At 41.5% G+C, this 12,018-nt stretch carries 11 protein-coding genes; 2 read left to right on the plus strand and 9 right to left on the minus strand.

Annotated features, from left to right (window positions below):
• Positions 1–412 precede the first annotated feature (412 nt).
• The 3 genes from QNH43_RS14685 to QNH43_RS14695 all read right to left on the minus strand — a co-directional run bounded on the left by QNH43_RS14685 (position 413) and on the right by QNH43_RS14695 (position 4,051).
• Positions 413–1,753 (minus strand): aspartate aminotransferase family protein, encoded by a 1,341-nt coding sequence (locus QNH43_RS14685; protein WP_283914691.1) that lies wholly within the window; start codon positions 1,751–1,753, stop codon positions 413–415.
• 71 nt (positions 1,754–1,824) lie between these two features.
• Entirely contained in the window at positions 1,825–3,282 is a 1,458-nt protein-coding gene (locus QNH43_RS14690; protein WP_283914692.1) for a CoA-acylating methylmalonate-semialdehyde dehydrogenase, read from the minus strand.
• A 220-nt stretch (positions 3,283–3,502) separates the two neighbouring features.
• Complete coding sequence (locus tag QNH43_RS14695) at positions 3,503–4,051, minus strand: GNAT family N-acetyltransferase (protein WP_283914693.1); 549 nt, start codon at positions 4,049–4,051, stop codon at positions 3,503–3,505.
• 143 nt (positions 4,052–4,194) lie between these two features.
• Between QNH43_RS14695 and QNH43_RS14700 the strand changes: the two genes are divergently transcribed.
• Positions 4,195–4,374, plus strand: a complete 180-nt coding sequence (locus QNH43_RS14700; RefSeq protein ID WP_283914694.1) for an NAD(P)-dependent oxidoreductase — start codon at positions 4,195–4,197, stop codon at positions 4,372–4,374.
• Between the two features lie 435 nt (positions 4,375–4,809).
• Positions 4,810–5,010 (plus strand): cold-shock protein, encoded by a 201-nt coding sequence (locus QNH43_RS14705; protein ID WP_029714163.1) that lies wholly within the window; start codon positions 4,810–4,812, stop codon positions 5,008–5,010.
• 221 nt (positions 5,011–5,231) lie between these two features.
• Here the strand turns inward: QNH43_RS14705 and QNH43_RS14710 are convergent, their stop codons facing one another.
• The 6 genes from QNH43_RS14710 to QNH43_RS14735 all read right to left on the minus strand — a co-directional run bounded on the left by QNH43_RS14710 (position 5,232) and on the right by QNH43_RS14735 (position 11,996).
• Entirely contained in the window at positions 5,232–6,086 is an 855-nt protein-coding gene (locus QNH43_RS14710; RefSeq protein WP_221408330.1) for a crotonase/enoyl-CoA hydratase family protein, read from the minus strand.
• A gap of 214 nt (positions 6,087–6,300) precedes the next feature.
• A complete protein-coding gene (locus QNH43_RS14715; RefSeq protein WP_076369598.1) occupies positions 6,301–7,293 on the minus strand; it encodes an ABC transporter ATP-binding protein in 993 nt (330 codons plus the stop codon).
• A 13-nt stretch (positions 7,294–7,306) separates the two neighbouring features.
• Positions 7,307–8,320, minus strand: a complete 1,014-nt coding sequence (locus QNH43_RS14720) for an ABC transporter ATP-binding protein (protein ID WP_283914695.1) — start codon at positions 8,318–8,320, stop codon at positions 7,307–7,309.
• 49 nt (positions 8,321–8,369) lie between these two features.
• A complete protein-coding gene (locus tag QNH43_RS14725) occupies positions 8,370–9,299 on the minus strand; it encodes an ABC transporter permease (RefSeq protein WP_076369602.1) in 930 nt (309 codons plus the stop codon).
• The gene (locus QNH43_RS14730; RefSeq protein WP_034311122.1) at positions 9,299–10,228 is read right to left on the minus strand and encodes an ABC transporter permease; all 930 of its coding nucleotides are present in this window, start codon (positions 10,226–10,228) and stop codon (positions 9,299–9,301) included. The genes QNH43_RS14725 and QNH43_RS14730 overlap by 1 nt, the downstream gene beginning before the upstream one ends.
• Positions 10,229–10,361: 133 nt before the next feature.
• The gene (locus QNH43_RS14735) at positions 10,362–11,996 is read right to left on the minus strand and encodes a peptide ABC transporter substrate-binding protein (RefSeq protein WP_283914696.1); all 1,635 of its coding nucleotides are present in this window, start codon (positions 11,994–11,996) and stop codon (positions 10,362–10,364) included.
• Positions 11,997–12,018 lie beyond the last annotated feature (22 nt).

Raw genomic sequence — 12,018 nt, forward strand, 5'->3', positions numbered from 1 at the left:
TCTTCCTAAATCATTGCCAAAAGCACCGTTCAAATTTCTGAACGGTGCTAAAATTAAACGCAGCAGTCTCGTTTAAAAAGCAAAGTATCGATGCGATCTTTCTTAAATAAAGGCTATTTTCGCATACTTTGCTGCTATTTACCAAGTAAAGCGGTGTGGTTGATTTCCCCTCCAGATGCTCGCTTTCCGCGGGGCGGACGGTGAGCCTCCTCGGCGTAAACGCCTGTGGGATCTCACCTGTCCCGCTGCTCCCGCAGGAGTCTCGCACTTGCGCTTCAATCAACCTTAAATCGTTTTGTTTTAAAAATAACAATCTTTACGAAAAGAGCCTAAATAAAAAACCGGTATCATCAAGTACATACAGAAACTTGAACAAATGCTGAATTTTCAGTTTTTTGCCATCACCTTATTTTCATAGCTCAGCTAGCGTTCGCTTTACAGTCGTTATGATGAATGAAAAATCCTCTTCAGTTATACTAAGTGGGGGAGCAAGGGTCAGGACATTATTGTAACCTGCTACTGTATCACCATTTTTACCTATGATCAGACCCTTTTCTTTACATGATGCAATTACTTTATTGATTTTGGAAAGTTCAATCGGCTGCTTTGTCAGTTTATCTTCCACTAGCTCAATGCCTACCAACAAACCTTTCCCACGTACATCCCCAACATTGGGATGAGATTTGATTTCTTCAAACTCTTGCAGAAAGCGTAGACCCAACTCCTTAGACCGTTCTATAAGTTTTTCATTTTCATATATTTCCATATTCTTCAAAGCAAGGGCACAGGCAGCCGGATTGCCGCCAAATGTATTGACATGTCGAAAGCGGTCATAAACGTCCGAGCCAATATACGCTTCATAAATTTCACGTTTGACTGCCGTAGCGGATAATGGCAGGTAAGCGCTCGTGATTCCTTTAGCCATTGTTACAATGTCTGGTTTTACATCATAGTTCATAAATCCGAACTTCTTACCAGTACGTCCAAACCCGCAAATGACCTCATCCGAAATGAGAAGGACACCATTTTTCTCACAAATTTCCTTGACACGTTTCATATATCCATCAGGCGGCATCAATATTCCGCCCCCAGTGATGATTGGTTCCATGATGACCGCAGCCACCGTTTCGCTCAACTCCCATGTAATGGTCCGTTCAATTTCCGCTGCACTTTTTTCACCGCTTTCATCCTCTTGATTTCGGTAGGAATCTGGCGGTGATACATGAAGAAATCCTGGGGCGAGTGGTTCATATTTATATTTTCGCTGTGCCTGCCCGGTGGCTGACAGGGCGCCCATTGAATTACCATGATAGCCACGATAACGGGAAATGAATTTATAACGTCCATGTTCACCTTTTTGCTGATGATACTGCCGAGCAATTTTAAAAGCAGTTTCATTCGCTTCTGAACCGCTGTTAGAGAAGAAAATCACATAATCCCCACCAAGCCATTCATTTAATTTCTCTGCTAGCTTAATGGCCGGGATGTGGCTATTCGTTAAAGGGGCATAAGGAAGTTCCTTCAGCTGCTCATAAGCCGCTTCAGCCAGTTCCGTGCGGCCATACCCAACGTTTACACACCATAAACCTGACATCCCATCCAGGAAACGATTCCCATCAACATCCGTTATCCATGCTCCTTGCCCGTTTTTGATCACCATTGCTCCAGGGCTGGATTCAGCCCCTTTCATATGATGCCATACATATTTAGCATCCATCGCTTTAAGATCCTGACCTTGTTTTTCAACTTGCATAAGCTACACCCCTCCTAAAATAATTTATAAATGAAGGCCGACCACAATTTGTGTCGACCCCTACTTTCCTATCAGTATCTTGCCGTTAACATTTTCTTTCTAGTGTAAAATTCAACGCCGTCTTTCCCATTGGCATGAAGGTCTCCATAAAATGAACTTTTATAGCCGGAAAATGGAAAGAATGCCATTGGCGCGGGTACCCCAAGGTTAATACCAAGCATCCCTGCATCAATTTCTTCGCGAAATTCCCGGATGGCTTTTGCACTATCCGTATAGAGGCAGGCACCATTGGCAAATTCGGATTGATTGGTCAATTCGATTGCTTCTTCAAGGGTATTAACCCGTACTATGGATAAGACAGGGGCAAAAATTTCATCCTTCCATATTTTCATATTTGTTTTCACATGATCAAATAAAGTCGGTCCAACGTAATAGCCATTTTCCTGATCGCCTTCATTCCTGCCATCACGAAGGAGGACAGCTCCTTCTTTTTCCCCGATTTCAATATATTGTTCAGTTCTCTTTTTATGAGTATCACGGATCACTGGTCCCAGGAAAACGTCCTTATCCATTCCATTTCCAATCTTGATTTTATCCGCTGCAGCCTTTAATCTCTCAACGAGCGAATCTCCAACTTCTCCCACCGCTACAACCACTGACGCAGCCATGCAGCGCTCTCCTGCAGATCCGAAAGCGGCATTCGTTATGTTCGTTACCGCATTATCCAAGTCTGCATCAGGCATGACGATTGAATGATTTTTCGCACCTGATAAAGCCTGGACACGTTTTTTATTTGCAGCTGCCGTTTTGTATACATACTCTGCGACAGGCTGGGATCCCACAAATGATACCGCTTTAATGTCTTCATGTTCCAAAATCCCATTCACGACATCGTGGGCACCATGGACGATATTGACAACACCATCCGGAACACCGGCTTCTGTCAATAACTCCACAAGACGGTTGGCTAAGAGCGGTGTCCGTTCTGAAGGTTTTAAGATAAACGTATTTCCACAAGCAATTGCCAGCGGGAACATCCAACATGGTACCATCATCGGGAAATTAAACGGCGTAATCCCGGCAACGACACCCATTGGATAACGATACATGCCAGATTCAATGCCTGGTGAAATATCCGGTAGCTGACTGCCCATCATCAAGGTAGGCGCACCTGCTGCGAACTCCACGCATTCAATCCCACGCTGAACCTCACCATATGCTTCTGTATAACTTTTTCCGTTTTCGATAGTGACCAGCTTTGCAAGCTCATCCCAATGTTCTATCAATAATTGCTGGTAACGGAATAAGAAGCGGGCTCTTTTTGGAACGGCCACCTTTTTCCACTCTTTATAAGCCTCTTTAGCAACCTGCACCGCCTGGTTTACATCTTCCTTTGTTGAAAGGGGTACGTTTGCCAATGCTTCCCCTGTTGCCGGATTAGGCACTTGTTCATGTTTCGAAGTTGTGGAATCCACCCATTTGCCACCGATATAATTTTTCAACGTTTCTACATCATTGATAACTGCCATTAAATAAACCCTCCATTTCAACACGATTTAATAGTTTCATTATATTTTTCGAATCGACTTTTTACATTAGACGTTTTGTATAGTTTTTGATTCAATATTTGCACATATTGTTTGTTTTTGCTTTTCCCATATTCATATAATCTTCAACAGAAATTCAGGCTTTCAAAACCGATGATTATTTTCTGATTACCTTAACTTTAATAAGCAAACTTCACAGCCATCATTTTATAATGGAATATAGCTTTATGTCTTGATGCTTTCCCTTAACAAACATTCCTTTTCTTATGATTCCCTCAAAAGACATACCAGCTTTTTGCATGACTCGCTCTGAACCCAAATTTTCAACGAAACACCGTGCCTGTATTCGAACTAGGTTCATATTTTCGAAGCCAAAGGCGATTATCTTTTGGGTTGCCTCCGTCATTAAGCCACTCCCCCAATATTCGGGTGCAAGCACATACCCGATTTCTGCACTATGATGATCAACCTGCCATGAAACAAAATCAATAGTACCAATCAACTTACCACTTTCCTTGTGTTCTATGCCCCATGGAGCAATTTTCTTATCCTCATAATTTTGTAGGATAAATCGGATAAAATCTTTTGTATCACTTAGGGAACGATGAGCATCCCATGTCACGAAACGGGAAACTTCACTTTTGGATGCATAAGCGTACATGTCTTCGGCATCATTCATGGTGACTTTCCTCATAACCAAGCGTTTTGATTCCATAGTAGGCAGCTGTCCATATATATCTTTCACGTTCATGAATACACCCCATTCCATTGATTAATAGTATTATAGCAAGATTGTTAAGCAATCGCTTTCCCGATGGAAATATTATCGAAACTTACGCAAAATTCAGAAAAGATGATCCAGGGGGAGATAATTCATGATAAGCAAAAATTTGAATGAGTTCTTTTCCGGAAATATGGAAGGATCATATAACCGATGCAGCAGTGATCGCAGGCTATAAAGCGGAAATGATTGTCGTGACATTACCATTGACCCCAGAAACACGGAATATGTTCGGGAAAAAAGAATTCAAGTTAATGAAGCTCACCGCTTTTTTCATTAATAGGAATGGGTAATCCTATCATTCAAAACGAATTGGTTCACGCGCAAATGGCCAAAGTTATTGCGGGTGCTGGACTTGATGTGAGCCACTTCCTGAGGTTAGTCCATTATGGAGGCTCAACAATGTAATCATCACGCTGCACACACCCGGAAATACGGAATTTTACGACCAAAGGCTTATTCAGGATATTTGATGCCTAATTTAATGAACTATCTAAATGGGGAACATTCAACAACTTTGCTTGATTACAAAAAAAGGTATCCAAAATTGTTCAATGTCTGTGTACTTAAATAATCTTCCTTTGTTAGCTTGCAGATTCCGACATAATCTGTTATATTTAAAAAGAATTATTTTTGTTCGGGAAGATTGATAAGTGAAAAACTTTTCGTCTAATGATTGAGCAAGGGTAGTAACACAATGTGTGGATTCACACTAGGAGGCAACAACAATGGAACAAGGTAAAGTAAAATGGTTTAACGCAGAAAAAGGATTTGGCTTCATCGAACGCGAAAACGGAGACGATGTATTCGTACATTTCTCAGCTATCCAAAGCGAAGGATTCAAATCATTAGACGAAGGTCAAGAAGTTACTTTTGAAGTTGAGCAAGGTCAACGTGGACCCCAAGCTACTAACGTTCAAAAAGCGTAATTTTAAATACAATATATAGCAGATCCTACTTGTAGGGTCTGTTTTTTTTGATTGAAAAAGCAATCATAAAAAAACCCTATTCACATGGAATAGGGAACATGAAACAAGTTTAGTAAATGGTAAACTCAGTATAACACACTAGGAATGGAAACCCTAATTTATCCGAAAAGTAAAAATTATCAAGCACTTTCGATGCCCTGGATTCCCTGATATTACCTCATTCATTTCTTTTCCACTTCATAAGTTCGATCTGTTCCCCATGGATAAAACGGTGGCATATCCGTGCTGCTTTTCATTTTGAATTCGGCTTTCCTTTTTTCGAGGAAAGCTTCAATCCCTTCTAGTGCATCCGCTTGTTTTCCGGTCCAATGAATCATTTTCGATTCTATTTTATGTGATTCAACAGGATGGTTTGCACCGAGCATCGTCCACATTAACTGCCGTGATAGCGTCACAGAGACGGAAGATGTATTTTCCGCAATGTCTGTTGCAATTTCCATTGCAGCCGACATCAATTCGTCTGGCTCGACGATCTTGTTTACCAACCTTCCCTCATATGCTTCACTGGCCGAAATCATCCTGCCGGTAAAAATCCATTCGGAAGCTTTACCCATTCCGACAAGCCTAGGTAAGAACCAGCCGCTGCATGCCTCCATCGTTATCCCCCGCCTCGCAAATACAAAACCCATTTTTGCATTTGATGAGGCGATTCTAATGTCCATGGGTAAAGTCATAGTTATCCCTATCCCGACTGCCGCTCCATTAATGGCCGCTATCATAGGTTTCTTCATCTCAAAAATCCGTAATGACAACATTCCCCCTGCATCGCGATATTCAACCAATGGAGTGTGATCCATAAAGGTTTCTGCACCTTTTTCCAAATCCATTCCAGCACAAAAAGCATCCCCAGCGCCAGTTAAAATAACGGCTCGTACGTCATCATTTTCATCCGCTTCATTAAAAGCGTGAATCATCTCCTCACACATCTTTTCATTGAAAGCATTCATTTTCTCAGGACGATTAAGAGTAACAATCATGACACGGTCGACGATTTCACTAGTTATCGTGGAATACAATAACAGTCCCTCCTTCTCTCACAAATTGAAAAAATTCTACATTAGTTAATTTTTACATATAATTACATATTATATGTTTTATTTTCAGATTCCTAGTAATTTATTTTAACATACTGATAAATAATTTAATTCTGCTGGATAACTGCTCCGATTCCAAGAATATTTAACGTGAATGTGTAAAAAAGACCAGTTGCAAATGCAACTGGTTTTTTGTTTACCAATATAAATGACAAGCAACGAAATGCCCTGGTTTTTGTTCTTTCCATTCAGGTACAGCACTGGAGCATATCTCCATCGCTTTAGGGCAGCGAGTTCGGAATACACAGCCGCTCGGCGGATTGATGGGACTTGGTACATCGCCTTTAAGTACGATTCTTTCCCGTTTAATAGTCGGGTCTGGTATCGGCACTGCTGAAAGCAAGGCCTGTGTGTAAGGGTGAAGCGGATCTTTCGTTAATGAATCACTATCCGAAAGTTCCATCATTCTTCCAAGGTACATGACTAAAATGCGATCTGAAATATACTTGACCATTGATAAATCATGCGCGATGAATAAATAAGTCAATCCCATTTCTTTTTGAAGCTCTTTTAATAAGTTTACCACTTGAGCCTGTATCGAAACGTCCAAGGCAGAAATTGGTTCATCACAAACGATGAATTTAGGATTTAAAGCCAAAGCCCTTGCGATTCCAATACGCTGGCGTTGTCCACCACTGAATTCATGGGGAAAACGAGTGATATGTTCCGGACTTAAACCAACCAGCTTTAACAAGTCTTCCACCCGTTTTCTTCGCTCTTTACCTTTTGATATCCCATGAATGGCAAGTGGCTCCCCAATCAATTCCTCTACCTTCATCCTTGGGTTCAAGGATGCATAGGGATCTTGGAAAATCATTTGTATTTCACGGCGGATATGTGACATTTCCCCAGGTTTGTAATCGAAAATATTTTTCCCCTGAAAAAGAACTTCTCCATCTGTCGGTTCATAAAGCCGAGTGATTGTACGACCTGCAGTCGACTTACCGCAACCACTTTCCCCTACAAGACCGACAGTTTCCCCTGGATAGATTTTGAGATCCAAACCATCCACCGCTTTCAGCGATTGAGAACCGATAGGAAAATGCTTCTTCAGATTCTTTATTTCAACAAGAGGAGAATTTTCGTTGTCTGTCTTTTCTTTTACGGCCTTATTTTTCAGTGAAACCATTGGTTCTCCTCCTTTATACATTGGTCGGTGCTTGTACCTGTGCTGCCTTGGCCATCGGGTGGTGCAGCCAGCATGCGGCTGTCTGACCTTCTTCCACTACTTCAAGCTCCGGATCATGGTCTTTGCACACTTTCATTGCTGATTCACATCTTGGGTAAAATGGGCATCCTTTTGGCGGATCCAATAAATCCGGTGGCGATCCGATAATCGGAACCAACGGAGCCGTTTTTTCCATATCCAGCCTTGGCACCGTTTTAAGCAGACCTTTTGTATATGGATGCTGCGGGTTTGAAAATATAGCCTCTACCGTACCCGTCTCAACGACCTTGCCTGCATACATGACGACTACCCGTTCACAAGTTTCCGCAACCACACCTAAATCATGAGTGATTAAAATGATGGAAGTATCCATTCTTCGTTGGATATCTTTCATCAGTTCCAAAATTTGCGCTTGTATCGTTACATCCAATGCAGTTGTAGGTTCATCGGCAATCAGTAATTTCGGTTCGCAAGCAAGGGCCATCGCTATCATTGCCCTTTGGCGCATACCACCTGAAAACTCATGCGGATATTGCTGCATCCTTTTTTCCGGCTGTGGAATACCTACCAGTTTCAGTGTTTCCAACGCCCGTTCGTATGCATCATTTCGGGACATGTTTTTATTATGCTTTAAAATGCCTTCCATGATCTGGCTGCCGATTTTTGTCGTTGGATTGAGCGAAGTCATCGGATCCTGGAAAATCATGCTGATTTCATTTCCGCGAATCCTCTGCATTTCCTTTTCACTCATTTTAAGAAGGTCTTTACCGCCAAAGTTTATCGACCCTTTTCCATACTCTGCTGGGGGTGTTTCCAATAATCTCATGATAGATTTCGCTGTAACACTTTTGCCGCATCCGGACTCCCCAACAATCGCAACGGCTTCCCCTTTTTTTACGTCAAAATTCACACCGCGAACCGCTTGCACTTTTCCTGCATAAGTATGGAAGGTGATTTGTAAATCGTTGACTTCTAATAGGTTCTCCATCATCGTCCCTCCTATTCTAGTAATATCACATCATTATGTTAGGACTCATTTATTTCCTTAGTTTTGGATCTAAGGCATCCTGCAATCCGTCACCAGCCACATTGAACGCGAACATGGTTAAGGAAATCAATATTGCCGGGATTAAAAGTTGATAGAAATTCCCTACCAGAATGCTTCCCAGTGCATCACTTGTCAATGTTCCCCAGCTTGCCTGAGGTGCCGGAACTCCCAGACCCAAAAAGCTAAGTGTCGCTTCAGCAAAAATAGCAGTAGGTACAGTCAACGTTAAATTGACAAGGATCGGTCCCATTGTATTTGGAATCATGTGTTTTCTTAAAGTCCAGCTCGTATTGGCTCCAGAGATGGTTGCAGCATGGATATATTCATTCTCTTTCAGTTGTAACACCTGTCCCCGTACCAGTCGCGCCATTGGAATCCACCCCGTAATCGACATTGCAATGATGATTGGCAGAATACCAGGTTTTAATACGACCATCATTAAGATAACCATCAATAGGTAGGGAATCGCATAGATCACCTCAGCGAAACGCATCATGATATTATCCGTGCGTCCACCGCGAATGGCTGAAATCCCGCCATAAAGGACACCAATTAAAAAGTCGATCAGCGCGGCCATCAATCCAATGAACAAGGATATCCTCGCACCATACCAAGCTCGCGTAAATAGATCCCTTCCTGATGAATCCGTTCCAAACCAATGCTCGCTATTTGGGCTAAGATTCTTTTTCTCGAAATCTTGTCCATAATAAGTATATCCGTTAATATACGGACCAAAAATCGCCATCAAGACCAAGAGGATTATAAGAATAAATCCAGTCATGGCCAGCTTATTTTCTTTAAATCGACGCCAGACGTCAGACCAATATGAAACTGTAGGTCTTGCTATTTTTTCAGCTTCCTTAAAGTTGCCTTCGGCGGGTTGGAACATATCTTCGGTTAAATGCACTTTATCTGCCATTATTTCTTCTCCCCCGTCACTTTAATTCTAGGATCAATCAACGTATAGGCTATATCAACGATGAATATCAATAGGATAAGCACCGCACTATACACAATTGTGGAACCAAGAATCACCGGGTAGTCCCTGTTGGATATTCCCTTTACGAACATATCTCCCATGCCAGGAATACCAAAAATACGTTCAATGATGAAGCTTCCTGTCACGATATTAGCCGTAAGGATGCCCAGAACCGTGATAATCGGCAATAACGCATTCCGAATCGCATGTTTGATTATGACACCGCTCCGTTTCAATCCTTTGGCTTTTGCTGTCAAAATGTAATCCTGCCCCATTACTTCAAGCATGCTTGTCCGCATCAGTCTCGCGATGAAAGCAAGCGGCATCATGGAAAGGGCAATGGATGGTAAAATGGTATGCTGCCATGTCGCCCATGTAGCAACAGGGAATATATTCCATTTAATCGCAAAATAATTGATTAAAATAGTCGCCAGGATAAAGTTAGGAACGGAAATCCCTACGATGGCAATGATCATTGATAAATAGTCGGGCCATTTATTTCTTTTCAGTGATGCCACGACACCCAAAATGAGCCCAAAGAAGATGGCAATCACCAAAGCTTGTGCCCCTAAGTGCAAGGACACCGGAAACCCCTTCAAAATGTAATCATTCACGGAAATGGATGAGGATTTCAATGAAGGACCAAAATCAAATTGAACGACTTCCAATAAATAATTCCCATATTGGGTCAACAACGGCTTGTCCAATCCATAGTGGACTTGAAGGTTTTCATAAACAGCAGGAGGCATGGCTCCTTCTTTTGCAAATGGATTTCCCGGAATCGTATGCATTATGATGAACGTTAATGTAATAACAGCCCATAAAGTAATAATCGCCCATTTAAAACGGTTTAATGTATATCTCAACATGGTAATCACCCCAATCATCGATTTTCTAAGAAGTTGAAAACGGAAATGAATGCATGAAATATTCAAATTCGCAATTGAAAAATGGGGTACGTCCTTAATCGGACATACCTCCCATTTCACTATTATCACTCTCTTACTTTTTATCCGCATAAATGAAGTTCGGATAAGCGTTAATCGGAGCATAAACTCCAGTAACATTCGATTTAACCATATATGGTTTTGTATAGAAGTAAACCGGAAGGATCGGCATTTCGTCAATCATGACTTTCTCTGCTTTATGCAAAGCATCCATGCGTTCTTTTGGATCCATTGTAGATTTTGCTTCTTTTAATAAATTATCATATTCTTTGTTGGACCAACCTGCATCATTATAAGCCCCGTCCGTTTCCCAAAGCATGAAGGTCATCGGGTCAACATAGTCACCAACCCATCCTGCACGGGAAATTTCAAAGTCGCCAGCTTTTTCACGATCAAGCTTAACTTGGAATTCTGCATTTTCAAGTGTCACTTCAACACCTAGGTTATCACGCCACATCCCTTGAACGGCTTCAGCAATTTTCTTGTGTGAATCTAAAGTGTTATACAAAATTGAAAACTCTGGTAATTCTTTCATGCCTTCTTCAGCAAGTCCTTCTTTTAACAATTTCTTAGCTTCGGTAACATCTTCCTTAAATAGGTTACCTGTATTTTCCTGGAAATCTCCAGATGCATCAGGAATTCCTGGAGGGACTACGCCGAAAGCAGGCTTTTGTCCGCCTTGAGCAACATTTTCGGTTATTTTTTGACGCTCGATAGCCATTGAAAGCGCTTTCCTGACTTTTGCATTATTGAAAGGTTTTACTTCCGTATTGAAGTTGTAATAGTAAACAGCAAGTTCTTTGCCCATTTTGAATTCTTTATCATCAGAATTGACCATTTGACCTTGAATATCCACTGGAAGTGGATAAGCGAGGTCCAATTCGCCACTCTGATACATTTGCCATGCTGTATTTTCATCTTCAATTAGAGCAAAGTTAACTGCATCCAATTTGATTTTATCTTTATCGTAGTAATTTTCATTTTTTTCGATTTTCAGGCTTTCTTTATGTTTCCATTCCGTTAATTTGAACGGCCCGTTTGAAACGTGAGTTTTTGCATCCAAAGCCCATTTTGGATTTTCTTCCTGTACCTTTTTATTGATTGGGTAGAAAGTATAGAAAGAAGTCAAGTCAAGGAAATATGGTGTAGGCTGCTCCAAAGTGACCACTAACGTATGTTCGTCTGTGGCCTTAACGCCTACGTCCTCTTCTTTCCCTTTCTTACTGTTGTAAGCTTCCCCGCCTTTAAGATAATAAAGTTGGTAAGCATAATCAGCAGCTGTTTCCGGTTTCAAAGCATATTTCCAAGCATATTCGAAGTCATTGGCTGTAAGCGGATCTCCATTTGACCATTTCAAACCATCTTTCAATTTGAATGTCCAAGTTAATCCATCTTCACTGATTTCCCATGATTCAGCAGAACCAGGTACGATTTTGCCTTCTTCCGTTTTCTTTGTCAGTCCCTCAAACGTATGTTCAAGGATCCATGATTCATGTGTACCTTGCGCATTGGCAGGGTGAAGCGAACCAGGTTCACTTGAGTTGTTTACGTTTAATACTTTTGATCCGGATGAGTCACCGGAGCCGCCTTCTTTTTCATTCGAAGTTTCCTTCGAACCGCCGTTGCATGCCGCAAGCAATAGCATGATGGCCATAAGAAGAGCAAGCACTGAAAATTTAGACTTTTTCAAAAAATATTCCCCCTCATCTTTA

This window comes from Peribacillus simplex, assembly GCF_030123325.1.
GTDB lineage: Bacteria > Bacillota > Bacilli > Bacillales > DSM-1321 > Peribacillus > Peribacillus simplex_D.

Bases quoted from the DNA above. Each gene is read 5' to 3' on its own strand.
- QNH43_RS14715 (WP_076369598.1), bottom strand. From the start codon at position 7,293: ATGGTTTCACTGAAAAATAAGGCCGTAAAAGAAAAGACAGACAACGAA.
- QNH43_RS14685 (WP_283914691.1), bottom strand. From the start codon at position 1,753: ATGCAAGTTGAAAAACAAGGTCAGGATCTTAAAGCGATGGATGCTAAA.
- QNH43_RS14725 (WP_076369602.1), bottom strand. From the start codon at position 9,299: ATGGCAGATAAAGTGCATTTAACCGAAGATATGTTCCAACCCGCCGAA.
- QNH43_RS14700 (WP_283914694.1), top strand. From the start codon at position 4,195: ATGAGTTCTTTTCCGGAAATATGGAAGGATCATATAACCGATGCAGCA.
- QNH43_RS14705 (WP_029714163.1), top strand. From the start codon at position 4,810: ATGGAACAAGGTAAAGTAAAATGGTTTAACGCAGAAAAAGGATTTGGC.
- QNH43_RS14695 (WP_283914693.1), bottom strand. From the start codon at position 4,051: ATGAACGTGAAAGATATATATGGACAGCTGCCTACTATGGAATCAAAA.
- QNH43_RS14720 (WP_283914695.1), bottom strand. From the start codon at position 8,320: ATGGAGAACCTATTAGAAGTCAACGATTTACAAATCACCTTCCATACT.
- QNH43_RS14690 (WP_283914692.1), bottom strand. From the start codon at position 3,282: ATGGCAGTTATCAATGATGTAGAAACGTTGAAAAATTATATCGGTGGC.
- QNH43_RS14730 (WP_034311122.1), bottom strand. From the start codon at position 10,228: ATGTTGAGATATACATTAAACCGTTTTAAATGGGCGATTATTACTTTA.